This is a genomic window from Novosphingobium sp. 18050 (assembly GCF_902706195.1).
Taxonomy (GTDB): domain Bacteria; phylum Pseudomonadota; class Alphaproteobacteria; order Sphingomonadales; family Sphingomonadaceae; genus Novosphingobium.
This window is the reverse complement of the sequence record NZ_CACSJO010000007.1, coordinates 152,183-174,908: the sequence shown is the minus strand read 5'-3', so window position 1 is coordinate 174,908 and position 22,726 is coordinate 152,183. Positions and strand designations below refer to the sequence as shown.

The 22,726-nt window shown below is 61.7% G+C and carries 24 protein-coding genes; 12 read left to right on the top strand and 12 right to left on the bottom strand.

Annotated features, from left to right (window positions below):
• Nucleotides 1–42 precede the first annotated feature (42 nt).
• Nucleotides 43–1,416 carry a hypothetical protein gene (locus tag GVL61_RS09915; protein ID WP_159987256.1) on the top strand — a complete coding sequence of 458 codons (1,374 nt, stop codon included), beginning with the start codon at nucleotides 43–45 and terminating at the stop codon, nucleotides 1,414–1,416.
• Nucleotides 1,417–2,242: 826 nt separating this feature from the next.
• On the opposite strand, the gene GVL61_RS09910 is transcribed toward GVL61_RS09915, so the two are convergent.
• A complete protein-coding gene (locus GVL61_RS09910; protein WP_235037606.1) occupies nucleotides 2,243–4,162 on the bottom strand; it encodes a PAS domain-containing sensor histidine kinase in 1,920 nt (639 codons plus the stop codon).
• A 304-nt stretch (nucleotides 4,163–4,466) separates the two neighbouring features.
• Here GVL61_RS09910 and GVL61_RS09905 point away from each other — a divergent pair, with 304 nt between their 5' ends.
• The 6 genes from GVL61_RS09905 (at nucleotide 4,467) to GVL61_RS09880 (ending at nucleotide 7,915) form a co-directional block, all read left to right on the top strand.
• Nucleotides 4,467–4,913, top strand: a complete 447-nt coding sequence (locus GVL61_RS09905) for a hypothetical protein (protein ID WP_159979445.1) — start codon at nucleotides 4,467–4,469, stop codon at nucleotides 4,911–4,913.
• 11 nt (nucleotides 4,914–4,924) lie between these two features.
• Nucleotides 4,925–5,860, top strand: a complete 936-nt coding sequence (locus GVL61_RS09900; protein ID WP_235037605.1) for a cation transporter — start codon at nucleotides 4,925–4,927, stop codon at nucleotides 5,858–5,860.
• A gap of 87 nt (nucleotides 5,861–5,947) precedes the next feature.
• Nucleotides 5,948–6,346, top strand: a complete 399-nt coding sequence (locus GVL61_RS09895) for a hypothetical protein (protein WP_159979441.1) — start codon at nucleotides 5,948–5,950, stop codon at nucleotides 6,344–6,346.
• Between the two features lie 304 nt (nucleotides 6,347–6,650).
• Entirely contained in the window at nucleotides 6,651–6,896 is a 246-nt protein-coding gene (locus tag GVL61_RS09890) for a response regulator transcription factor (RefSeq protein ID WP_132469927.1), read from the top strand.
• Between the two features lie 176 nt (nucleotides 6,897–7,072).
• Nucleotides 7,073–7,537, top strand: a complete 465-nt coding sequence (locus GVL61_RS09885) for a hypothetical protein (RefSeq protein WP_159979439.1) — start codon at nucleotides 7,073–7,075, stop codon at nucleotides 7,535–7,537.
• Between the two features lie 72 nt (nucleotides 7,538–7,609).
• On the top strand, nucleotides 7,610–7,915 hold the full coding sequence (locus GVL61_RS09880; protein WP_159979437.1) for a hypothetical protein: 306 nt from the start codon (nucleotides 7,610–7,612) through the stop codon (nucleotides 7,913–7,915).
• Between the two features lie 31 nt (nucleotides 7,916–7,946).
• Here the strand turns inward: GVL61_RS09880 and GVL61_RS09875 are convergent, their stop codons facing one another.
• Nucleotides 7,947–9,722, bottom strand: coding sequence for a chloride channel protein (locus tag GVL61_RS09875; RefSeq protein ID WP_235037604.1), 1,776 nt, complete (start codon nucleotides 9,720–9,722; stop codon nucleotides 7,947–7,949).
• Nucleotides 9,723–9,819: 97 nt separating this feature from the next.
• Here GVL61_RS09875 and GVL61_RS09870 point away from each other — a divergent pair, with 97 nt between their 5' ends.
• Complete coding sequence (locus tag GVL61_RS09870; protein WP_054435461.1) at nucleotides 9,820–10,239, top strand: MarR family winged helix-turn-helix transcriptional regulator; 420 nt, start codon at nucleotides 9,820–9,822, stop codon at nucleotides 10,237–10,239.
• Between the two features lie 97 nt (nucleotides 10,240–10,336).
• Here GVL61_RS09870 and GVL61_RS09865 read toward each other — a convergent pair whose 3' ends face one another.
• Complete coding sequence (locus tag GVL61_RS09865) at nucleotides 10,337–10,792, bottom strand: Rrf2 family transcriptional regulator (RefSeq protein WP_132469929.1); 456 nt, start codon at nucleotides 10,790–10,792, stop codon at nucleotides 10,337–10,339.
• A gap of 90 nt (nucleotides 10,793–10,882) precedes the next feature.
• On the opposite strand from GVL61_RS09865, the gene GVL61_RS09860 reads away from it, so the two are divergent.
• A complete protein-coding gene (locus tag GVL61_RS09860; RefSeq protein WP_054435463.1) occupies nucleotides 10,883–11,329 on the top strand; it encodes a globin domain-containing protein in 447 nt (148 codons plus the stop codon).
• A 133-nt stretch (nucleotides 11,330–11,462) separates the two neighbouring features.
• Here the strand turns inward: GVL61_RS09860 and GVL61_RS09855 are convergent, their stop codons facing one another.
• Complete coding sequence (locus tag GVL61_RS09855) at nucleotides 11,463–14,234, bottom strand: GGDEF domain-containing phosphodiesterase (protein ID WP_159979435.1); 2,772 nt, start codon at nucleotides 14,232–14,234, stop codon at nucleotides 11,463–11,465.
• 316 nt (nucleotides 14,235–14,550) lie between these two features.
• On the opposite strand from GVL61_RS09855, the gene GVL61_RS25260 reads away from it, so the two are divergent.
• The 3 genes from GVL61_RS25260 (at nucleotide 14,551) to GVL61_RS09845 (ending at nucleotide 17,626) form a co-directional block, all read left to right on the top strand.
• On the top strand, nucleotides 14,551–14,685 hold the full coding sequence (locus tag GVL61_RS25260; protein WP_255456487.1) for a hypothetical protein: 135 nt from the start codon (nucleotides 14,551–14,553) through the stop codon (nucleotides 14,683–14,685).
• A gap of 110 nt (nucleotides 14,686–14,795) precedes the next feature.
• Complete coding sequence (gene htpG / locus GVL61_RS09850; RefSeq protein ID WP_159979433.1) at nucleotides 14,796–16,682, top strand: molecular chaperone HtpG; 1,887 nt, start codon at nucleotides 14,796–14,798, stop codon at nucleotides 16,680–16,682.
• A 53-nt stretch (nucleotides 16,683–16,735) separates the two neighbouring features.
• Complete coding sequence (locus GVL61_RS09845; protein ID WP_159979431.1) at nucleotides 16,736–17,626, top strand: histone deacetylase; 891 nt, start codon at nucleotides 16,736–16,738, stop codon at nucleotides 17,624–17,626.
• Between the two features lie 76 nt (nucleotides 17,627–17,702).
• On the opposite strand, the gene GVL61_RS09840 is transcribed toward GVL61_RS09845, so the two are convergent.
• Genes GVL61_RS09840 through GVL61_RS09805 form a run of 8 tightly spaced genes read right to left on the bottom strand, consistent with a single transcriptional unit; the run spans nucleotide 17,703 to nucleotide 22,634 of the window.
• Nucleotides 17,703–18,275, bottom strand: coding sequence for an alpha-ketoglutarate-dependent dioxygenase AlkB (locus GVL61_RS09840; protein ID WP_132469939.1), 573 nt, complete (start codon nucleotides 18,273–18,275; stop codon nucleotides 17,703–17,705).
• Nucleotides 18,275–18,778: a hypothetical protein gene (locus tag GVL61_RS09835; protein ID WP_235037603.1), complete on the bottom strand. Its 504-nt coding sequence runs from the start codon at nucleotides 18,776–18,778 to the stop codon at nucleotides 18,275–18,277. The genes GVL61_RS09840 and GVL61_RS09835 overlap by 1 nt, the downstream gene beginning before the upstream one ends.
• A gap of 52 nt (nucleotides 18,779–18,830) precedes the next feature.
• Entirely contained in the window at nucleotides 18,831–19,076 is a 246-nt protein-coding gene (locus GVL61_RS09830) for a hypothetical protein (RefSeq protein ID WP_054435786.1), read from the bottom strand.
• A 16-nt stretch (nucleotides 19,077–19,092) separates the two neighbouring features.
• Nucleotides 19,093–19,662, bottom strand: coding sequence for an ankyrin repeat domain-containing protein (locus GVL61_RS09825; protein WP_368667117.1), 570 nt, complete (start codon nucleotides 19,660–19,662; stop codon nucleotides 19,093–19,095).
• A gap of 50 nt (nucleotides 19,663–19,712) precedes the next feature.
• Nucleotides 19,713–20,000, bottom strand: coding sequence for a hypothetical protein (locus tag GVL61_RS09820; RefSeq protein WP_043979094.1), 288 nt, complete (start codon nucleotides 19,998–20,000; stop codon nucleotides 19,713–19,715).
• A 42-nt stretch (nucleotides 20,001–20,042) separates the two neighbouring features.
• Nucleotides 20,043–20,846, bottom strand: a complete 804-nt coding sequence (locus GVL61_RS09815; RefSeq protein WP_159979427.1) for an SDR family oxidoreductase — start codon at nucleotides 20,844–20,846, stop codon at nucleotides 20,043–20,045.
• 10 nt (nucleotides 20,847–20,856) lie between these two features.
• Entirely contained in the window at nucleotides 20,857–22,059 is a 1,203-nt protein-coding gene (locus GVL61_RS09810; RefSeq protein ID WP_159979425.1) for a zinc-dependent alcohol dehydrogenase, read from the bottom strand.
• A complete protein-coding gene (locus GVL61_RS09805) occupies nucleotides 22,059–22,634 on the bottom strand; it encodes an SRPBCC family protein (protein WP_159979423.1) in 576 nt (191 codons plus the stop codon). The genes GVL61_RS09810 and GVL61_RS09805 overlap by 1 nt, the downstream gene beginning before the upstream one ends.
• Between the last annotated feature and the right edge of the window lie 92 nt (nucleotides 22,635–22,726).

Genomic DNA, 22,726 nt, shown 5'->3' with positions numbered 1-22,726 from the left:
TCCGCTCATGCCGGTAATTTCGCTTCTGGAGTTCAAACCAACGTGATGCGGCCGATCAGCTACGAGGTCGATGGCTTTCCGGAGTTCATCCGGAGCGAAGAGGGCGCCCGCAAGGTCATCGCACGCGGGCTGCTCACGCCCGATACCCTCGTGATCGCCTATGGCGACAATGGCGAGCGCGAGCGTATGCGTGCCGCCGACCATTCGGTTCTTGGCGCGCTGTTCAATCCGGTCCTCGATGCGGTACCGCCTGCGGACGAGACGGCGCCCCCTGCCCCCCACCCTTCGCCCTGGGGCGCGCCGGAACCGCCTCAGCCCACACCCGCGTCGGCGCCCAGCCCGGTGGCAAACCGCTACGCTACAGCGGCCGAACCGCAACCCGAGCCATGCCTGGCCTGGGACGACGCGCCGGCGGCCAAGCATTCGAAGCCTTGGCTCGTTCCCGTGCTCGTCCTGGCTGGCGTGGGCGGACTGGTGTGGGCCGCCGCCTCCATGAAAGACGAGGACACGGCGGCTGTCGCCACCGAAACAGTCGAGCCGGCAGCCACCGCTTCCGAGGAGTTGCCGGTCGAGGACATTGTTACGATGTACGCCGCCAAGCCCCTCCCGCTCCGTCTCCAGCCCCAGGACGACGCCGGCCAGGTCACGGTTGTCACACGCGGCGCCGAACTCGTTGGCGTGCTTGTCCCATCGCCGGGTGGCAGCACCCAACAACAGTGGCTGCGCATCACGCAGGGGCCCTTTATCGGAGCCTTCGCGGCACTGTCGGAACTCTCGCCCGATGAACGACCCGTCCTCGACATTGACCAGGCGGGAACCTGGTATCTGACCGAAGATCTCGTCCCGGTGGAAAGCCCCGAACAGACCGCGCCGACAAAATCGGATTCCGCTTGGCACCTCACTGCCGGCCAGCAGGTCGATGTGGTAGGAGTCACCGGCAAGGGTCCGTTCTTTAGCGGGTGGGCCGAGGTCGTGTTGCCCGACCAGCCCGGCACTGCTTACGTCCCGGTCGACCGCATGACCCGCACTATTCCCGATGGAATGGAGATGGGCGAATTGCAGGATGACGCCGGCGCAACTGACACCGCTTCGGCCTCTACGTTCACGTTGCGGCTGCAAAGCAAGTGCAGCCGCTCCATGGGCGTCTTGCTGCGCTACCGTACTCCAAGCGGCATCCAGATCAGCGCGGTCGATCTAAAGCCTCGTCAGGAAGGCACCCTCCTCACCGACTCCAGCAGGACACAGTTACTCGATGATACGATCTACTTCACCTACTACATGTTCAACGACGAGCCGATCGAAGAAACCGACGGTACAGTCGAAGCATCATATAACGGGCGTACTTATAAACTGAGGCTCTTGCAGGTTACCAAACAAGAGGGGCAAATTTTCGCTCCATTCCCCTGCGATGAGTGAGGGTGTCAGCAACGTAACGATTTTACTCCAAACCAATTTTAGGCAACGAGCGAGGTGGGAAGAAGGGTAAGTAGGACGCCGCCCGTGGCTTGAATAGAGATTGAGTTGCGGATCGGACAGCTCCTGGCGGGCTCATGTGCTTGCTTCCTACCGATGCTGTCAGCCTCATGTGATGCTGGGTGCTGTGGGACCAGCGCTCTGGTGTCGACTGATCCAGTTCTGCGTGGGCTGGGCGACCGAAGCCGGAACATTTCGGATCCGCGGCCTTGGCCAATGCGTCGGTGCCGCGGATGTGACGGTCAGATACGTTAACGAGACGCTTCCAAGCTCGTGTTTGACACGACAGCAGTAGGGAATTCGCTATGTGGATCTCGTTCGAGCACGGCGCCATTCCGCATAGTTCGCACGACGGGGTCCACCGCATCAATACAACTCCGTCGTACTTAAAGACCATAATGCTCCGTTTCTGTTGGCGGCAGTCGACCAGAGTATTTTGCTCCACGTGAAGAGGTGTCTCTTATAGACAGATAATGGCCTAAATTATACTTGAGTGCGCTCTGTTGAGGGACCCGCGAGATGTAAGAGGAGGGGAGAGGAAACTGCGGAGTGTGGGTCAACCGCTGCCTGCGGTCCTCATCGCGTTCCTGCGCCAAGCGATGTCGCGAGGTAGACCGGGGCCTCGACGGGATTTCGAACCAAACATGAAAAATTAGTGATCAGGGTACATGCCAGACATGAGCAAGCGTTCCCGAGGTTGCGCGAGGTTACCGCTTCCGCCTGAGGTTGACGTTCACCGTATCTGCTTGGATGACCGCAAAGCCCCATTCTACGTCGGATCTCTGGTGGCACGAAGCACACTGAGCAAGCCATCAACCGAGTAAGGTTTCTTCAGCAGATTGAAGCCGTGGTGTCCTTCTTCGGCGAGAACATGGCTATATCCGCTGGTCAACACTATCTCGAGACCCGGGCAACGCTTTGCAATCCGTTGGGCAAGCTCGAGACCGCTGATGCCTGGCATGATGACGTCGCTGAAGACGAGGTCGAACTTGGCCGGCCCCCCCTCGAGCAGTGAGAGTGCCGCTTCGCCGTTTTCGGCAAGCGTGACAATCTGTCCGAGCTCTTCAAGCATATCGCGTGCGACCCGAGCGACGGCTTCATTGTCTTCAACAACCAGAACACGCTTGGTGAGCAGGCCCTCCCGGCGTACCCGAAGGGTCGGTGCGCCGGCCACGATCTGCTCAACTTTGGCGATCGGCAAATAAAGCGTGAAGGCGGTTCCGACACCGACCCGGCTTTCAACATCGATCTCGCCGCCAGACTGCTTAGCAAACCCGTGGACTTGGCTGAGCCCAAGGCCGGTCCCCTTGTTCAGCCCCTTGGTCGTGAAGAAGGGCTCGAATATGCTTTTAAGCGTCTCTGCCGCGATGCCGCTCCCGTTATCTTCCACGCGGACGGCAACGAACTGGCCGGGGGCAGCGCTGTGTCCGCGCACGGGAGGAAGGCTCTGGACGATCTTGCTGCTGACACTGAGCGCGCCTCCTGCCGGCATCGCGTCGCGTGCGTTGATGACGAGGTTCAGTACGGCTGCCTCGAACTGGTTGAGATCGGCGTTGACCACGGCGGTTTCCCCGGCATCGATCTTGACCTCGATGGGAGTGCCGACGCTCGTCTCGAACATGGGAAGCATTGCGGCGATCCGTTCGCCCACATCGAAAATTTCTGGCTTGAGCGATTGGCGCCTCGCAAAGGCCAGAAGCTGTGACGTCAATGCTGCCGCTCGGTCTGCCGTGTCCGAGATCGCATTGAGGTAGCGCTCCCGTTTCTCGGGCGTGAGAGTCGGCATCTTCAGGAGGTCGGCCGATGCACGAATGATCGTCAGCAGATTATTGAAGTCGTGCGCAACGCCCCCCGTGAGGCGCCCGACGGCTTCCATCTTCTGGGCCTGTGCCATAGCCTCTCGAGCGCGCTCGGTTTCCTGCTGTGCCTGCCACCGTTCGGTGAGGTCGCGTGTTACTTTCGCGAAGCCGATCAGCTCACCCGTCTCGTCGGTGATCGGATCGATCAACACACCTGCACGGAAACGCGAACCGTCCTTGCGCTGACGCCAGGACTCAATTTCATATTTGCCGGTTTCACGGGCGACGCGAAGCGCACGCTCGGGCTCACCGGCCTGCCGGTCTTCTTCGGTATAGAAGCGCGAGAAATGCTGGCCGACGATCTCGTGGGCGCAGTAGCCCTTGATCGCCTCTGCACCTTGATTCCAGTTGGTGACGTGGCCTTGCGGGTCCAGCATATAGATGGCGTAGTCCTTCACGCCCTGCACGAGCAGGCGGAAGCGCTGCTCGCTTTCCAGCAGTTCGCGCTGAGCCTCGCGTTTATCCGTGATGTCACGGGTCACTTTGGCGAAACCGATCAGCTTTCCCGCCTCGTCGATCACCGGGTCAATGACGACGCTGGTCCAGAAGCGGGTTCCGTCCTTCCGCACGCGCCACCCTTCCGCTTCGAAGGTGCCTGTCGTCGCCGCGGTCTCGAGCGCACGCTTCGGCAGTCCGTTCGCCCTGTCTTCCTGCGTGTAAAAGCGGGAGAAATGCTGCCCGATGATCTCCTGTGCGGTGTAGCCCTTGAAGCGCTCGGCGCCCGCATTCCAGCTTGCGACATTTCCCTCGCGGTCGAGAAGATAAATTGCGTAATCCTTGACCGCATTCACGAGCAACTCGAAGCGGCGATCGCGGCTGATGTCGTCCAAAACGGTTTCCTGCATGTTTTCGAGCGGCGCGCCCGCCGAACGTGTTCTGTTCGAGCCGCAGATCAATAAGGCGAGCAATGGTGGCGGTCTACCCTACAACCGGGATCGCGCCGGTTCGGCGCGGAGAATTTATGGAATGACAGCGCCCGTCTCACTGCCGCGAAAATGTCTTCCAACGGAATGACGCGACAGGACCGCGAGCGCCCCTTGGCCGTTTGGACCCGTCGAGAGGGCTCCCGAAGATTTTGCGGGAGACGCTAACGCGACCGAAGGAACATGCTCATCCGGCTCGCGTTTTACGCTCATGAAAAAGTTGTTGCTTGCAGGTTGCGTGTTAATCTCCGCTTGCAATATGCTGCCGCGCGATCCGGCAGGAACGACAGATCGTGTCTCGCGCGACCGCTCGTTTAAGGTAGGCTTTGCTGACCCAGATGCAGTGAGTGACCCACGGACGAAGGCTCTCATCCAAAATCTGGAAGCAAGGACCGACGCCACCGCGACCATCGTCGACAGTACTGGCGAGGCGCTGCTTAAGCACCTCGCCGATGGCAATGTCGACCTCGCCATCGGCAGGTTCCGTTCGGACAGCCCGTGGCAGACCGATGTCGCCTTCGGCCCTGCTTTGACAACTCATGGCAGATCGGCCGATGCGCTCGAACTCAAGGCAGCAATGCGCAACGGCGAGAACCGGTGGATCATGAAGGTTGAACGTGCGAGCCGCGCCGTTGCTGAGCCGGGGGCAAACGATTGAGAAACCCACACTTGCCCGCTGAACTCGAAGACGCGATGCGCAAGGCCGTTCACCTGGAATATTGGAATCTGTTCTGGAGTAGTACGATCATCATCGCGATGGGGCTGGTGCTGGGCCAGAGCCAGACGATGAAAACGGCCTGGATCGAGGACACGCTCGGGCTCGTACCGCCAGTAATGTTCCTCCTCGCGGCACGCGTCGAAGGTAAAGCAAGACCCTCCAAACGCTTCCCCTTTGGTTTCCACCGCGTCAACGGGCTTGGCTTCTTCGTGGCGGCGGTGGCCCTGGCCGCCGTCGGCGCGATCCTGCTCTACGACGCGGTAAGCGCTCTCGTTGCCGCAGAGCATCCCAGCGTCGCTTCAATCTTCGTGTTCGGACACGAAATCTGGCTGGGCTGGCTGATGATCGCGGCCCAGCTCTATTCGCTGGTCCCCCCTATGATCATCGGCCGCAAGGAACTGCCGCTGGCAAAGGCGCTCAACGACAAACTGCTGCACACAGACGCGTTGATGAACAAGGCGAACTGGCTGACCGGCGCTGCGGGACTGTTCGGCGTGGTAGGCCTTGGCGTAGGTTGGTGGTGGGCCGACTCGTTGGCCGCCGCGGTCATCTCGCTCGACATCATCAACGATGGGATCAAGGCTCTGCGCTCGGCGACAGCGGAGCTCGTCGATGGGGCACCGCGCGCGCTCTCTGGCCCAGATCTCTCCGAAGATGCCCAGGCACTGTGCGACCGCATCCGTACCGAGTTTCCCGGCTCGACGGTTCGCCTTCGCGAGACGGGACGTCTTATCCATGTTGAAGTGCATGACCACCATCCCCCCGAAGAGTCACGCCACCCACGGTCCTACTGGCCTGGAGATAGCGATCGATCGTGGCGCATCGCCCAAGTGAGCTTCATTCCGCCCACGGATGACGATCACTGCGCGACGAAACAGGGCAAGTGAAGGTTGTGTGAAGTGTCTATGTGGTGATTGCGGCTAGCCTACCGCAGACTTTGGCGCAACGAGGCGGCTCCCGAGCCGACGTCCGCGATGAGCCGGCAGACGGGAGAGTTCGGTTTCCATATGATTGGCCCAATCGCCAAACGGATCGGCCGTGACGAGGGCGGCCAGTGTTTTCAGCAGAACCGATTGCGTCCCGTTCAGGGATTGCGGAAAAGGGCACGCCTGATTTTTCCGGGAGTTGGCGCGGCCTTCCTGTTGGCATATCAAGTGCCTATGAAGGCAATTGAAACACTGCTTGGCGCAACCGAAGAAGACGTCCGTGAGCCTCTCAAGGCGGCGTCATTCGGAAATTGGCCGCAGGACGACGGTGATCTTCTCGAGTTCTTCATCCTGATGATCGACACGAAGCTCAGTGGCCGAGTGCTGCCTGCTTCGGAAAGCGGCCTGGACGATCCAGACCTGAATTTCCGCTCGGCGGACCACTGATGGCGGCGCAGTTTTCCTACTAAAATTGAGGTAATGGGCTGGCCCGAAGTTTACGCGGCTCGGCCGCGGGCCCCGAAGATGGTAGTCCGGTAGGCAACAAGCCAAGGATCGGTACAATAGGCGAGTACCGGCCGGTTTGCGCCAAGCCGTATTGGAGTGGCGCCCCTCCTGAAAATCCCCCACAAAAATAAGCAGGATGTTAACGGGACTTACGTGTATACCGAGTCGCAGGGGTCCAACTGAAGTAGCCAGAAAACTATAAGATAATCTTCAGGATCAGTGATTTGATTGGGGGCAATTTAAAATGGTTGTGGGAAACACAAGTCCTTCGCTCACGAGCCGTGAGCGCGAGATAGTTAGCCTCGTCACCGATGGACTGTCGGCAAAGGAAGTCGCGATCCGGCTCTCGATTGCGCCGTGCACGGTGGAGCGGCATGTCGAAAACGTCCGCCTCAAAACCCGGACGCGAAATCGTGCGCACATGGTCGCGTTCCTGTTGTTCAATGGCCTTGTCGCAGAACACAATCCTGCACCTCCAACAATCCAGTAGCCAAGCTGCAGCTGCATGCCGGCTAGTCTGGATCTATGCCAACGCGCGTTCTGTTAGGGCTGCCGCAGCCCCGGCACACCAAGCGACCGGAACGGCTCCATCTCAGCCTTGATGCCGCAGTAGGGGATGCGGTATCATTGCCTCGCAATCCCGATTGACTGGGAGAGGAGGTGGTCATGGACTTGATCCTCGTATGTATAACCTCAGCAGCAGAAATAGCGGCGAGTCTGTTGATCGTTGCTATGGCATGCTTGCTCAGCGTTGCCGCCGGTCAAAAGACACATCACCCCTTCGCCGCTCCTGTCCTGATGACTGCCCTTCTGATGGGCTGCGCATTGTGGGACGGGGGCGGCGGGATCAGGGTCATGGTTCTGGCCTTCGGCACCGCCGCTGCGGCGTTCATGATCCTTTGGATCTGGCTGGGTGACGGACCTGAAAGAGGCCGCGTGAAGAAAGCGCCGCGTGTGAAATGGTATTATCCTGCGCTTACCGCGCGGATGGGCGACTTGAGAAGCCCGTCGGCTTCGGAGTTGCGGCATCTGCTGCGCAGGCTCAGCCGCGAGCTTCTGACCGATGGTCTGTCAGCGCGCGCAAAGGCAAGGCTCATAAAGGGGGTCGCGCGGGCGGCGCTGAAGCAGTGACGCCGGTCATCGGCCGCACACGATGAGGCTAGAAATGGCGAGCCTCGTGCGCCTTTCGATCGCGGAGTTCGAATGAACCGGTACGAAGACAAGCCGTTTCTCGAGCTGCTGGACAGCTACGTGCTGCGCGCCATCGGGGCGCTTGATCCCGACAAGGAAGCGATCCTGGACGCATTGGAGGTCCATCTCCAGGAAGTCTGGAATCTTCCCGGGCGCTGGCACGACATCGTGGCGAGCCGCATGCGGTTTTCCACTGATCAAGCAAGCCACATCAATATGGTGTGGCTCACCGCTCGCGAGGATGGCGCCCGTCATGGCGCCGCCCCGACTCCGCTCGAGTTCACGCGGCTGTTTGTCGATGTGAACTACGCAGGCTGAAAATATTACAGCTGATCATCGGCCCACAAGGCTACCGATCTTGCTGATGAGTAGGGGCACCGCGGCTGCGGGTCACCTCAGATCCGCGATGGACATGTCTGATCTTCAACAGGTCGTGCCGGGTGAGAATGCCGACGACTTTGCCAGACACCGGATCGACGACGGGAATGCGGCCGACCCCCGTCTCGACCATCAGGTCAGCAACGCGGGCGACCGGATCGCGCGGATTGGCATGGGGCTGCGATACGTCACCCAGGACTTCGGCAAGCGAGATGTTGTCCTCGAACGCACCGAGTCGCCAGCCCAGCACATCGGACCGAGAGACTAGGCCCTGCAGCAAACCGTTGCCGTCCACGACAGGATAGCTGCGGTGGCGCGCCTCGCTGCCGAAGAATGCGATGGCCTCTGCGATGGTCATCGTCTCTGGCAATGTCTCCGGTTCCGCGGACATCACCTGCGAGGCTTGCAGAAACTCGAACGGATCGACGGTATACTCCTGCAGGATGTGCCGGCCGCGCCTTGCGATCTTTTCGGTAAGGATGGAACGGGGCATGACGAGAACGCTGACGGCATAGGCCCCGACGGATGCCGCAAGCGTGAGGGGGAGCATCGCGAAATCCCCAGTCAGTTCAACAGCGAAGAGGGCAGCCATCAGCGGCGCACGCATGGCTCCGCTGAGAATGCCTGCCATGCCCGCCAATGCCCACAGAGCGCTACCGCCCGGCAGAACCTCGCCCAGGAGATATCCGAGCGCGCCGCCCAGTAGCAGCAACGGCGCCAGGACGCCGCCCGACGTGCCCGAACCCAGCGCAATCAACCACACCGCCGCCTTGACCGCCAGCAGTGCAATCGCCGCTCGCAGCGCCAGTGAACCGCTGAGGAGGCCCTGGATGCTGTCGTAGCCGGCGCCGAGCACATGCACGTCGATAAGGCCGCCAAGGCCGACGGCCAGGCCGCCAACTGCCGGCCACCACATCCAATGAAGCGGCAGCCGAGCAAACTGATCCTCGACTTTATACAGGATGCGGGAGAGCAGGGCTGCCTGGGTACCGGTCAGGATACCGACAATAAGGGCAATGCCAAGAACCCTGGCATCCAGCGCCAGGGCATGGTGCGCCGGAAACAGCGGCCCGGTGTCGATGAGCAGAGGGCGCCAGAGCCAGGCAGTCAGCACGCCTACGACGACCGGCACAAAGCTGCGCGGTTTCCATTCGAAAAGCAGGACCTCGATGGCGAGGAGGATGGCGGCAATAGGCGTGCCGAAAATCGCCGTCATGCCCGCTGCCGCGCCGGCCACCAGAAGGCTCTTGCGCTCTGCTGCGCTCAAGTGGAACGCCTGCGCGAAAAGCGAGCCGATCGCGCCGCCAGTCATGATGATCGGGCCTTCGGCCCCGAACGGCCCGCCGCTGCCGATGGAGATGGCGGAGGAAAGCGGCTTGAGCAGCGCAACCTTGAACGACAGCCGGCTCTCCCCGTAGAGGATGGCTTCAATTGCTTCTGGAATGCCGTGGCCCCGGATCTTGTCTGAGCCAAACCGCGCCATGAGACCAACAATCAGACTTCCAACAATCGGTACGGCGACGAGCCAGAGCCCCAGCGCGTTATCGGTGATGGCCGCCGGCGATGCCGATAGGCGCCCGAACCAGAACAGGTTGGTGGCGACGGCAATGGACTTGAGCAGCACACAGGCTCCCAGCGCCCCGCCGGTTCCAATGACCAGCGCAGCGGCAGCCAGCAGGAGCATGCGTGTGTCTGCGCTATGGTCGGCGAGGGGGCGGGCGCGCTGAAGGAACGCGGGAATCGTCATAAAGGCAGCTCACCAACCGGGGAAGATACAGTCTAATATATCGCAATACGATATATATCAACATTGACTCTCCCATCTCGTCGCTGCGACTGGCACGATGCCTTCGAGTTTGACTGACGCCGACTATCTGGCCCTTGCGGAGTTCCGCTTCTCGCTGCGGCAGTTCCAGGCATTCAGCGAGCAAAAAGCCGAGGAATGCGGGCTGACCCCGCAGCAGCATCAGGCTCTGCTGGTGATCCGCGCCGCTCCGGCCGGTACGGCGACGATCGGCTATGTGGCGGAGCGCCTCATTCTCAAGCCCCACAGCGCTACGGGATTGGTCAACCGGCTCGTCGCGCTCGACTTTGTGCAGCGCGGGCGCTCTCACGGGGACAAGCGGCAGGCCGTGCTAGCTTTGACCGGAGCCGGCCACGAGACACTGGCAGCCTTGAGCGCCACACATCGGGAAGAAATCCGCCGGCTTGGTCCGCTGTTGATTGGCTTGTTGGCGAAGGTACAGGATCAGGGCCTGCAATAAGCGCCGACAAGTTTGGCGGGCTTTCGGCCCCTCCGAACCTCAGTGATGTTGCGATACCCGCCTACGGCTTTCTCTCGCGGTTCCGTATGGTCGCTTCCTACAGCACCGCATTCTCGCGTACTTGTTCCCGTCTCATCGCGAGACGGGGCGGAAGACGGGACGAGGCCGCTGCCTGAGCAAGCGTTTGGCTATCGAGTTCTGCAAGGAAGGCATTCATCGCGCGGTTAAGCATGCCTTTCAAGCCGCAAGTGCTGCTCAAGACGCAGCCGTCACAGTCCGCGGGGGTGATGCAGGGCTCGGTGAGGCGCACGACTTCGCCAAGCGTAATGGCCTCAGCCGGCCGGCCGAGACGGAAGCCCCCGCTTCGGCCCCGAACGGTTTCCAGCAGGCCCGCATTCGCTAGCACGTTCACCACTTTCATCGCATGGTTGCGAGAAATGGCATGATCAGCCGCAACCTGTGCGATCGACATCAGTCCCGCGCCTTCACGCGCCATGAGGGCGGCGTGGAGCAGCATGCGCAGAGCGTAATCGGTGTAGGTCGTCAGGCGCATCAGGGCGTGAGCTTAAACATGCAAAGTCTTTGCATCTTTTAAGCGTCGTTGTATAGATGCATTGATTGTGCATCTTTAAGGGGAGCTTCTATGGCTGCGCCGCTATCCGAACAGACCATTGCCATCGTCAAAGCCACCGCGCCGGTGCTGCAGCAGCACGGCGTGGCGATCACCACGCGTATGTATGAGCGTCTCTTCGTCAACGAGGAGGTGCGGTCGTTGTTCGACCACGCGGCGCAAGAATCGGGCGAGCAGCCGCGGCGTCTCGCCGCCGCTATCCTCGGCTATGCGCAGAATGTGGACAAACTTCAGAACCTCACGCCAGTTGTCGAGCGTATGGTTCAGCGGCACGTGGAAACCGGGGTGAAGGCGGAACACTATCCGCTCGTCGCCGAGGCCCTGCTGCCGGCTATTCGTGATGTGGTAGGTGAAGCCGCATCTGACGAGGTGCTTGCCGCCTGGGGCGAAGCGTACTGGTTTCTCGCTGACATCCTGATCGGCAAGGAAGCAGCCGTGTACACGCAGCAGGCAGAGTGACTGATTTCCTCCCGGCTGATTGAGCCGGGAGGAAACATAGCAAAGACGTCCGTTAGCGATCGTTTCTAATCGCTCGCATGGCACTGCGCGGCTCCCACCATCCGGACGCGCCTGACCGCTCCTGACCGCAGAGTTATCCTGTGGTCAGGATACGGTCCCTTCCTCGTGCGTGCATTCCCGAGGCAATGACAGAAAGCACAGACGGGGCGCTCCAGTTCAGCACGACATCGCTGACATGGGCGGCGGCCATCGGCCTGCCGAAGAGGAACCCCTGCGCAATGTCGCACCCCTCCCGCGCGACGTGCGCCGCCTGGAACGGCGTTTCGATACCTTCAGCGACAGTGGTGATGCCAAGGTTCTTGGCCAGATGTATGACCGCGCTGACGATCGCGGCATCTTCGCGGTCGCGGGCGTCCAGGCGCGAAATGAACGAGCGATCGATCTTGAGCGTGTCGACTGGAAACTGCTTGAGATGGGTGAGCGAGGCATAACCCGTTCCGAAATCATCCAGCGCGATCTTCACGCCGGCCTCTGAAAGGGTTGCGAGGGTTTGGCTGACCGTCTCGGCCAGTTGCCCCACGAACACAGACTCCGTCACCTCCAGTTCGAGGAGGGATGGTGCAAGCCCTGCATGCGCCAAACGGTTCAATATGCGATCGGCGAAGTCGCCCCGCTGAAAATCACCCGGAGCACCATTGATGGCGATGCGTCCGACATCGACGCCGCTGTCTTGCCAGAACAGCAGGTCGGCGATGACGCGCTCGATCATGCGATCGGTCAATTTGGATGAAACGTCGGTGTCATTGAGGGCAGCTCCGATGGCACCAGGCGAGCGCAGGCCGCGGTGGTGGTGCCAGCGCAGAAGGGCTTCGAAGCCCAGACACGCCCCGGAGCGAAGACAGACCTTGGGTTGATAGAAGGGAACGATACGGTCATCGCGCAGCGCTTCGCGCGCGTCGTACAGCATCTGCGTCTGACGTTCCGCAGCGGTCTTGAGTTCGGGCTTGAACCAGCAGACCTGGCCGGAGCCTTCGCCCTTGGCTGCGTATAGCGCGAGATCGGCGTTTTTATGGAGCTCTTCAGGATTTTGGCCATCGCAGAAAGCTGTCGCTGAACCTGCGCTCAGGCTCACATCGAGCTGGCGCCCGTTGAATGTCATGGGTTCGCTTACCGCCGCAAGAAGTCGTTGAACCGCAGAAACCGCAAGATTGTTTTGCTGTGAAGCGGGGCAGATGATTGCGAACTCATCGCCGCCCAGACGCGCCACGGTTGCATGAGCCGGCACGGCTTTGAGAAGCCGGGCAGCAATCTCACACAGCAAGGCGTCTCCCGCATCGTGCCCGAGGGTTTCATTAGTGGCCTTGAAGCGATCGACGTCGAGGACGATCAGCTGGACCTGGCCCCCATGGAGGCGCGCCTCCTGAAGCGCCGCTTCCAGGCGCTCGCTGAACAGGACCCGGTTCGGCAGGTTTGTCAGAGCATCGTAGTGGGCCGCCTGCCGCAGCTTCTCCTCATAGCGCTTCTGGCTGGTCAAGTCCTGCAGGGAGCCAATGAGTCGAGCGGGTTTTCCCTCCTCATCACGGACGACGTAGCCACGGGCAACCAGATGCAGGTAGGCACCATCACCGGCCAGGAACCTGAATTCCTGTGCCCATTGCGTGAGGTCGGGCGCGTCCATATTCTGAAATTGCTCAAGAACTCGGGCGCGATCATCAGGGTGAAGGCGCTCCACCCACCAGCCTCGCGAGGTTCCCTGCAGTGCTTCGGGATACCCCAGCACCGTCGCTGCGGCGCCGCTCCACTCGATGTGATCATGGCCGAGCGACACGTCCCAGATTACGTCGTTGGTGGCCAAAGACGCCAGGCGGTAGCGCTCCTCGCTGGCCTGTACCGCCTGTTCAGCCGCAACCTGGTCGTGGATGTCTTCAAGGTTCCCATACCAAGAAAGGATCTCGCCGTCCGCATCGAGCCGGGGGAGGGCGCGGGCGCGGAACCAGCGGAAATCGCCGCCGGCAAGTTGAAGGCGATAGCGGACGTCCGCATATCCGCCAGCATCCGCGCATTGCAATGCGGCGGTCCAGACTTCCTGGACGTGTGGCAGATCGTCGGGGTGAACCGCGGCCGTCCAACGCCACCCGAGAGCATCCTCACTCTTTATGCCGGTCAGCTTCGTCCATCGGGGACTAAGTTCGATAACAGCGCCGGTTCTGTCGGTGATCCAAGGGATCTGCGGGTTGAGCTCGACCGAGTGGCGGTAGTGTTCCTGACTGGACTGAAGAGCGTCGATGAGGGCGCCCATTTCCGAACGCGAGTGGAGCGTTTCTCTGAAGGCGGCGTGGCTTTTGGCAAGCGATCGCAGGATGACGCCGGAAGCCACGAAGAAGGTTAGGCCGATGCCCATCAGGTAAGTGTCGGATGAAAAGACCAGACGCCCCGTGACGGGGAGAGCACCGAAGAGGAGGACGCACCATCCCGCGATCGGCAGCGCATGCAGACAATAGCAGCAGCTGATGGATCCCACGAACACGTAAAGCGCTATTGAGGTGGTGCGGACCGGCTCGGCTTCGCTCATCAGCAGATAGCCCCAACCCCCGAAAGCAGAACTCAGGATTACCGAGGCCGCGACCGTGCCCAAAAGGTAACGGCGAATTCTGGCGGGATCGGGATTTCTTCCGCGGCGAAACAGCCAGACCGCGGTTCGAACCCCTATCAGCGCGCAAAGCACACCCGGCACTCCGACGCTATGGGCGAACGGCACCTCGCCGTAAGTCGCGGCCGCCAGGAAGAGCATGTTAACGGCCATCAGCGCATACATCAGCGGAATTTGCGTCCGCAGGGCAGAGTACTGCGCCTGAAGCACCGCGGCGGAGCCATGCGCGATCTGGTTACGCGGACTGAATTTCATTGGCGGGATCACTATGTGGCGACTTTGCATGCCCTGATACACCCGCCACGTTAAGAATGAGTGTGGGTTGTAGTGAACACAAAGGCTCTCGGTGGGCCGAGACAAGCGCGCCACTGAACCTGGCGATCGCGCCGCGCGCCAATATCTTCTCCTGGATTATGCGCGGAAGCGGCGGCTACGCTGCTCCAACGCCGGGAAATCTCTGCCAAGTGCGGAACGGTTCGTCGCAGTGGTAGGTTTGTCTTAACTTCTCGAAGAGCGATGGTGATCCATGGAGAGAAGACAAGAAGCGCAGAGGCGAAATCGAGGGGGTATGATGGCGCGGTCTGGACGCGGCAGGATTCCGGTCTCGGACGCGGTTTACCGTGACCTGGTGTCGACCCTTTTCACCATGCGACTGCCCATCGCCGGGTTCGGCGCGCTCTACGGCATCGTCGGCGCGCTCATCTAGCTTTGGGTTCCCGGGCCCACCCGGGTGTCCCGAGGCAGGCCCTCTTGAACGTGGAAGCGATCCATTCCATCTGGCTGGCGTAAATCTGAAACATGTGAGCCAAAGACACGATGACGACTGAGACGGTTAAAGCTCCTGAGACCCGCGCTTTCGAGGCGGATGTTTCCAAGCTCCTGCACATGATGGTCCACGCGGTCTATTCGGACCGGGACGTCTTCCTGCGCGAGCTTATCTCGAACGCGGCCGATGCCTGTGAGAAGCTGCGCTACGAAGCGATTTCCCGCCCGGAACTGCTCGGCGACGATCCGCAACCGCGCATTACCGTGACGCTCGACAAGGACGCCGGAACACTCACCGTCACCGACAATGGCATCGGCATGACCGCCGCCGATATGGCCGAGACTCTGGGTACCATCGCCCGTTCAGGGACGAAGGCGTTCATGGACAGGCTCTCTGCCGACAAGAACGGTGAAGGACAGCAGCTCATCGGCCAGTTCGGCGTGGGCTTCTATTCGGCCTTCATGGTCGCCGGGAAAGTCGAGGTCGTCTCCCGCCGCGCTGGTGAGGACGAGGCGGCCAGCTGGGCATCCGATGGTTCGGGCACGTACACCATAGCTCCGGCCGATCCCGCTGCCGCTCCCCTGCGCGGAACGCGAGTTAGGCTCACCCTGCTCGATGAGGCGAAAAGCTATGCCGAGCTTCACACCATCGAACGGATCGTCAAGGCGCAGTCCGGCCATGTGCCGGTGGCGATTTTCCTTGAGGAAGCCGGCAGCGAGGAAGAAGCACGGCAGCTTGCCGACGGCGCGGCGCTGTGGACCAAGGCGAAGTCGGACATCACCGAGGACGACTATGCCGACTTCTATCGCAGCGTGGCGGGGCAGTTCGACAAACCGGCAGTGACATTGCACTACCGGGCCGAAGGGCGGCACGAGTATTCGGTGCTGACCTTTATCCCGGAGAGCAAGCCTTTCGACCTGTTCGATCCCGACCGCAATGGCCGCATCAAGCTCTATGTCCGAAGGGTCTTCATCACCGATGAAGCGGAGATTCTCCCGCGCTATCTGCGGTTCGTGCGCGGCCTTGTCGATTCCGCGGACCTCCCGCTCAACATGTCGCGCGAGATGATCCAGGAAAGCCCCGTGTTGTCCGCCATCCAGAAAGGCGTGAGCAATCGCGTCCTTTCGGAACTGGAGAAGCTCTCGTTGAGCGATGCCGATCGCTATGCAGCGATCTGGAGCAACTTCGGGGCTGTCCTCAAGGAGGGGCTTTACGAGGACTACGAGCGGCGCGCTCAGTTGCTCGGGCTCGCCAGGTTCAAGACCACGGCATCGGACGGCGAGTGGCGCTCGCTCAAGGATTATGTCGCGGCGCTGAAGGAAAACCAGACCGCCATCTTCTACGCCACGGGCGATGACCTCGATCGGATCGCGACGTCTCCCCAGCTCGAAGGGTTTAAGGCGCGGGGTATCGAAGTCTTGCTGCTGCCCGACCAGGTCGACAATTTCTGGACGACGATGGGCGTCGATTATGAAGGCAAACCCTTCAAGTCGGTGACGCAGGGCGCTAGCGACCTCAGCCTGATCCCTCTGGCCGAGGAGAGCGCAGATGCATCGCCCCCGGCAGAGGATGTCAGCGGGTTCGTCGCCTTTGCCAGGGAGGTGCTGGCGGATCATGTTTCTGACGTCCGCATCTCCGACCGGTTGACCACCAGCGCGGTGTGCATCGTGGCGCCGGACAACGCCATGGATCTTCAGCTTGAGAAGATGCTGGCCGCCGCCGGCCGTGCGCCCGAACGCGAAAAGCCCGTGCTGGAAGTGAATGCGCGCCATGCGCTCATCGCCAGACTGGAGCAGTCCACGGCGAGCGAGGATGAGCGGCGGGATATCGCATTCCTGCTCCTCGACGAGGCGCGTATTGCGGAGGGAGAAGCTCCGGCCGATCCACGAGCCTTTGCCCAGCGGCTGGAGCGCTTGATGGCCAAGACCCTGGGATGATGCAGGGGAGGGGAAGCCGATCGGCTTCCCCTTTGTTTTTCGGGGCTCCCACTATGCTGCATGTTGTCCACCATCCCGACTATGTCGTCCCGGCGAGAGGCGAAGGCACCTTTCGCCACGACAAGTATGCGCGGGTGATGGATGCGCTTCGCGAGAGCGGTGTGCCGATGAAGGTGCACGTCCCGGACATCATGCCGAGAGCCTGGCTCGAAGCGGTCCATGATCCCGGCTATGTCGAGGAAATCATTGCGTGCAGAGTGGCAGCGGCCAAAGAGCGCAGGATAGGGTTCCCGATCGACGAAAGCATTTCGCGAAGATCGCAACTTTCGCCAGGCGGGACGTGGCTGGCTGCCAAGCTGGCGCTACGCCATGGCTACGCCGCCAACAGCGCCGGCGGCAGCCACCACGCCCTTGCGGATACCGGAGCCGGGTACTGCGTTTTCAACGACCTCGCGGTCGCCGCGAACAGGCTGATCGAGGAAGGCGATGCAAAGCGCATCCTGATCCTCGACCTGGACGTCCACCAAGGGGACGGTACCGCCGCGTTGACGGCGGGGCGCGGCGATATATTCACCCTCTCCCTGCACGCGGAAAAGAACTTCCCCACCCGAAAGGCGCGCTCCACCCTGGATATTGCGTTGCCCGACCTGACGGATGACACGGTCTATCTGGACATCCTGAAGCGCACGCTGACCGGGGCGCTGGAGGATTTCCGGCCGGACCTCATCCTGCTGCAGGCGGGTGTGGATGCGCATGTGGATGACCGCTTGGGGCGGTTGGCGCTGACCGATGCCGGATTGGTGGAGCGTGACCAGATAGTGTCACACGCAGCCCGGCAGCGGTCGATCCCGTTGGCAAGCACGCTTGGCGGAGGGTACGGGGCGGATCGTGACGCGGTCGCACGTAGGCATGCCCGCTCGATCCTGACATTGGGATCGTCATAGGATCGCGCCACTCGTTAGGCTGCGCTACCGAATTGTTCCGCTTCGTGTGGCAAGGCTGCGCATCGAGGGGGCAGGTCTATATTCGGGGAACCCCCTGTCCGGCAAAGCTTCGGAAGGTAATCGACCAACGCGGCCGTTCCATCTCGGCGATGCTATGCTCCCAGTCGTGCCGAGCAGGCCCGCTCAGGTGGTAGGCCGCTCGCGGTTCGAGCGGCACCGATACCCGCGCGAAGCCATCGGCCCGCCTGCGTCGAAATCGCATCGCCGCGGGCTCGCCCAGCGAAATTCCAATCACATCCTGGTAGACCGGGCGATCGCGGTGCCACCCGATACCGGCGCCAGGATCGTAGCGGATCAACAGTGCCTGGATAAGGGCAGCGGGCTCGAGATTGGCGAAGCGCGCCGCACGATCGCGGAAGGGGCGCAGCCAGTCCGGGATCGGCGGAGCCTCCAACGGTCGCCCGATTTCAAAATCATAACTCCATCCGAACGACGCCGTAAGCCGCTTTCCGGTCCACCCCTGAAAGCGAAATGGCGTAAGGTCGCTGGAATCGATGCGGCTGATCAGCACGCGTTCTTCGGCAGCGTCGATAATGTCGGCCTCTGTGCTCAGCCCCGGCAGCACTGGCGTGTCGAACAGGTCAAGCATCAAGCCGCCTGCTCCTTCGCGAACATCGGCAGCACGACTTCGCGATCGGCGGGAGGCCCACCGAAGTTCGATACCGTGACGCCCACGAGCCGGATGCCCTTTGTAGGCGGCAGGACCGACCGGATGAGATCGCGCGCCAGGTTTTGAAAGTTGTCGAGCGTCGCGACGACCTCCGCCTGACTGCGGCGGCGCGTTATCTGTTTGAAGTCGCCGTACTTGATCTTCACCGTCACGGTACGGCCAAACCTTGAGCGGGTCTCACACCAACGCCAGACGTCGTCGACCATGCGAAGAACGCCAGCCTCGATCTCGGCAGGGTCGGTCAGGTCACGTTCGAAGGTCGTTTCCGAGCCCGAGGATTTGCGAACCCGGTTGGGGTTGACCGGCCGATAGTCCTCGCCGCGCGCGATCGCATAGTACCAGCAATGACCAGCGTATCGCGGGCAAATCCGATCTATAAGCGCTGCCAATGCCACGATGCCGGAACTATGACCTTCGTTCATGCCGTTCGGCCAGCGTACGGCCCAGTGGGGCCATGACGGACTTCCTTGCCAGCTATTCGCGCCCCGCGTTGCGTCTGTCGGCGATGAGGTTCTCATCGCCATCGGCGGATGAGGGCTCCTCATCATGCTTGGAAACAGATTTCACGGTATCCTTGTCTTGAGGCGAGCTGGCAAAGGGCTTGGCTTCGGCACCGGCCAAACCGATCTCGATGTCGCGCTCGGTCTCGGACTGCGCATCCACACCTTTCTGCACCGGCTGCTCATTTTCAGGGTCCGGGCCGATCGAAACGTCATCCATGCAAATCGCTCCGTCGTTAGGTGGTTTGGGCATTGACTGTACTCGCCAATTCGCGCGGGCTCTGAAGCCACTGGGCAAGCTCGTCGTTGCCTTGCATGCGCGCAACGGCGGCCGCATCGTTTCCGGCCGCGTCCACCGCATCTATATCGGCTCCGGCGCTCAGTAGAAGATCGATGATATCGCGTCGATCAAACAAGGCGCTCATCATGATCGCGGTCTGTCCGGCTGCATTACGCATGTTCGGGTCTGCTCCCGCGGTCAGGAGTTGCCGGGCAATGGCAATGTGCCCTTTGAAAGCGACACCCATCAGCGGACTGCCGCTCGCGGTCGTGCCGTTGGGATTGGCCCCGGCATTCAGCAGCAGCGCCGCGGCGGCCTCGAATCCGTGATAGGTCGCCAGGACGAGGGCGGTATGACCCTTCGCGTCCACGGCCTCGATGTCCGCGCCAGCTTCTAGCAGGACCGGGATCATGTCGTCTCGGCCAAGCCGGGCCGCGTCGAACAGCAATTCCTGCACTCTTTCCGGTGAAGGGAGCTGCGGCGGTTCCCGCGATATCGAAGGCATTAGATTTTCCGGCTCGTTCACCCAACGTACTCCCATCCCTACCCCATATGGTCCAGACGGATAGGACGCGGTCAGCCGCCGGCGATTTCGTCGAACACTTGAACCACGATAGCGGCGCGGGCATCGTCGTTGACGTCCACCGACACGGATATCGGATCTGAAAGCGGTGCGTCGCTGCGTTCCTCCTCCAGGTGGGTCGCGGTGTCCCCACCGCTGCGCTTTTCGCCTACGCTGTTTTCACTGCCAGCCGACGAGACAAAGACGTCGGTTCGCGCGAAGCCATGTTCCTGGACCAGTCTTTCGACCGCGAGTTCGGCGTCTCGGCGACTATCGAAACTGCGCTCTATTGTGGAGCTCATGTGTTTGTCCTTTGGTGGAAAATATATGAGTTTGACGCGGATCTATCGGGCTTCGCCATGATCGACTTCGGCCGACCCGGGCTCGGCCATCTTCCGGTGTTGTTCCGCGAGGATGGATGCCGGCGTCACGTGGGCCACCGCGGCCTGGATCTTGTTGTTCCAGCCCGAGACGATGTGCGCCTGCCCCTTCATCAGGGCATCCCAGCCATCGCGCGCGACATCGGCGGGGTCGCTCTTGCTCTTGGAGGCGCCGACGGAGGTGTCGAGCATGTCGGCGCGGTCGAAGAACTCGGTCTCCACCGGCCCGGGCATGAGCGTGGTGACCGTCACGCCCTTCGCGTCCTTGATCTCGTTGCGCAGGGCGTCGGCGAAGCTGTCCACGAACGCCTTGGTGCCGTTGTAGACGGCCTGGAAACTGCCGGGGATGAAACCGGCGATCGAGCCGGTGATCAGCACCTTGCCGTCATCCCGCGCGACCATGTCCTTCAGCACGTTCTGCAGCAGGTAGAGCGTGCCCGTGATATTGGTGTCCACCACGCGCCGCCAGTCGGAGACATTCTGGTCGAGGAAGCCATGGCCGAGGCCTCGCCCCGCGTTGGCGCAAAGCAGGTCGATCTTTCGCCCCGCAGTCGCCCCGAGAAGCGCGTCGACGCCTTCGATGGTCGACAGGTCGGCCTGCACCGCTTCGACGGTGACGCCGTGAAGCCGGAAGTCCTGGGCAGCCGCTTCGATCAGGCCTTCGTCGGCCACAACCAGAAGGTCATAGCCGTTTTCGGCCGCGATCGAGGCGAGTTCGAAGCCGATGCCCGTCGAGGCGCCGGTGACGATCGCGAATTTCTCGGCCATGGTGCTTCTCCTATTCCGCGGCGATGGCAGTGCCGGCGTCGAAGCCGGGCTTGAGGACGACCTTGGTCACCTCATTCTGGTTGTCGTGGAACATCTTGTAGCCCTTGGGCGCATCTTCCAGGCTCATCCGATGCGAGATCAGGAAGGTAGTGTCGATCTTGCCCTCAACAATCGCGTTGAGCAGTCCCGGCATGTAATGCTGCACGCTGGTCTGCCCGGTCTTGAGCGTCAGCCCTTTTTCCATGAAGGCGCCGAGCGGGAACTTGTCGACGATGCCGCCATAGACGGCGGGCATCGAGACGCGGCCGCCCTTGCGGCAGGCGACGATGGCCTGGCGGATCGAGTGGATGCGGTCGGTACCCAGCATCAGCGATGCCTTGATCTGATCGACCACGTTGTCGACGAAGAAGCCGTGGGCCTCGAGGCCCACCGCGTCGATCACCGCGTCGGGACCAATGCCCCCGGTCATTTCCATCAGCGCTTCGTAGGTCTTCGATTCTTCGAAGTTGATGGTCTCGGCGCCGAACTTGCGCGCCAGTTCCAGTCGGCGCGGGAAGTGGTCGATCGCGATGACGCGGGCCGCACCCATCAGGAAGGCTGACTGGACCGCGAAAAGGCCGACAGGGCCACAACCCCAGACCGCGACGGTGTCGCCCGGCTCGATGTCGGCATTCTCGGCCGCCTGCCAGCCGGTGGGCAGGATGTCGGAGAGGAACAGCACCTCGTCGTCGCTCAGCCCATCCGGGACGACGATCGGGCCGACGTCGGAGAAGGGCACGCGCACGTATTCGGCCTGGCCGCCCGCGTAGCCGCCCGTCAGGTGGCTGTAGCCGAACAGGCCCGACATCGGCTGGCCGTAAAGCTCCATGCCGATGTCCTGGTTGTCGGCCGGGTTGCCGTTGTCGCAGGCGGAGTACTGGTGCTTGCCGCAATGATAGCAGCTGCCGCAGGCGATGGTGAAAGGCACGACCACGCGCTGACCCTTCTGGAGCGTGGACTTGGGGCCGGTCTCGACCACTTCGCCCATGAACTCGTGGCCGAGGATGTCACCGGCCTTCATGGTCGGGATGAAGCCGTCGTAGAGGTGCAAGTCCGACCCGCAGATCGCGGTCGAGGTGATCTTGATGATCGCATCGCGCGGTTTGAGGATTTCGGGGTCGTCGACGGTATCGACGCGGACGTCGTGCTTGCCGTGCCAGGTGAGCGCGCGCATCAGGCTTTCTCCTCTTCGAGCTGCGCGCGGGTGCGCGACGAGGTGGCGACTTCGCCGGTTTCCATCAGCTGCTTGAAGCGCCGCAGGTCGCGGCGGGCCTGGATCGCGGGTTCGCGCTGGAGCATCTTGGCGATTACCTTGCCGACCAGGCCGGCCGGCGGGTCGTAGACAATGGTGGCGGTGACGATCGTCCCGCGATCCCCCGCGTCACGGAATTCGATCCGGCCGCTGTTGGGCACGTCGGCATCCTCAGTCGAGGCCCAGGCGATGAGTTCGCCATCCTTCTCCTCGGTGATGCGCGCGTCCCATTCGACCGTCCTTCCACCCGGCGCCTTCACCACCCAGTGCGAGAGTTTGGGCGAGAGGACGTCCACTTGCTGTACGTTGTCCATGAAAGTCGGCAGCCGGGCGAAGTCGCGCCAATAGGCGTAAAGTTCAGCGCGGGGCCGATTGATCGTCACAGTCCGCCCAATCAGCGAACTACCCTGGGCGTCCTGCACCGTGCGCGTCTTCGCGTCGCGAACCTCCCGCACCTTGGAAGTTGTGGGCGGAGCATCTTCCTTCGCCGTTGCCATTTCTGCTCTCCGTCTATCTGGGGCGGTCAACCCGGTCGGACCGGTCGATATGTAAGTAAAACGAGGCCAGCCGTCATAAAGACCCCGGCCCC

Coding starts and splice junctions, on each gene's coding strand:
- GVL61_RS09905 (WP_159979445.1), top strand. CDS start 4,467: ATGAAAAAGTTGTTGCTTGCAGGTTGCGTGTTAATCTCCGCTTGCAAT.
- GVL61_RS09895 (WP_159979441.1), top strand. CDS start 5,948: ATGAGCCGGCAGACGGGAGAGTTCGGTTTCCATATGATTGGCCCAATC.
- GVL61_RS09890 (WP_132469927.1), top strand. CDS start 6,651: ATGGTTGTGGGAAACACAAGTCCTTCGCTCACGAGCCGTGAGCGCGAG.
- GVL61_RS09885 (WP_159979439.1), top strand. CDS start 7,073: ATGGACTTGATCCTCGTATGTATAACCTCAGCAGCAGAAATAGCGGCG.
- GVL61_RS09880 (WP_159979437.1), top strand. CDS start 7,610: ATGAACCGGTACGAAGACAAGCCGTTTCTCGAGCTGCTGGACAGCTAC.
- GVL61_RS09875 (WP_235037604.1), bottom strand. CDS start 9,722: ATGACGATTCCCGCGTTCCTTCAGCGCGCCCGCCCCCTCGCCGACCAT.
- GVL61_RS09870 (WP_054435461.1), top strand. CDS start 9,820: ATGCCTTCGAGTTTGACTGACGCCGACTATCTGGCCCTTGCGGAGTTC.
- GVL61_RS09865 (WP_132469929.1), bottom strand. CDS start 10,792: ATGCGCCTGACGACCTACACCGATTACGCTCTGCGCATGCTGCTCCAC.
- GVL61_RS09860 (WP_054435463.1), top strand. CDS start 10,883: ATGGCTGCGCCGCTATCCGAACAGACCATTGCCATCGTCAAAGCCACC.
- GVL61_RS09855 (WP_159979435.1), bottom strand. CDS start 14,234: ATGAAATTCAGTCCGCGTAACCAGATCGCGCATGGCTCCGCCGCGGTG.
- GVL61_RS25260 (WP_255456487.1), top strand. CDS start 14,551: ATGGCGCGGTCTGGACGCGGCAGGATTCCGGTCTCGGACGCGGTTTAC.
- htpG (WP_159979433.1), top strand. CDS start 14,796: ATGACGACTGAGACGGTTAAAGCTCCTGAGACCCGCGCTTTCGAGGCG.
- GVL61_RS09845 (WP_159979431.1), top strand. CDS start 16,736: ATGCTGCATGTTGTCCACCATCCCGACTATGTCGTCCCGGCGAGAGGC.
- GVL61_RS09840 (WP_132469939.1), bottom strand. CDS start 18,275: ATGCTTGACCTGTTCGACACGCCAGTGCTGCCGGGGCTGAGCACAGAG.
- GVL61_RS09835 (WP_235037603.1), bottom strand. CDS start 18,778: ATGAACGAAGGTCATAGTTCCGGCATCGTGGCATTGGCAGCGCTTATA.
- GVL61_RS09830 (WP_054435786.1), bottom strand. CDS start 19,076: ATGGATGACGTTTCGATCGGCCCGGACCCTGAAAATGAGCAGCCGGTG.
- GVL61_RS09820 (WP_043979094.1), bottom strand. CDS start 20,000: ATGAGCTCCACAATAGAGCGCAGTTTCGATAGTCGCCGAGACGCCGAA.
- GVL61_RS09815 (WP_159979427.1), bottom strand. CDS start 20,846: ATGGCCGAGAAATTCGCGATCGTCACCGGCGCCTCGACGGGCATCGGC.
- GVL61_RS09810 (WP_159979425.1), bottom strand. CDS start 22,059: ATGCGCGCGCTCACCTGGCACGGCAAGCACGACGTCCGCGTCGATACC.
- GVL61_RS09805 (WP_159979423.1), bottom strand. CDS start 22,634: ATGGCAACGGCGAAGGAAGATGCTCCGCCCACAACTTCCAAGGTGCGG.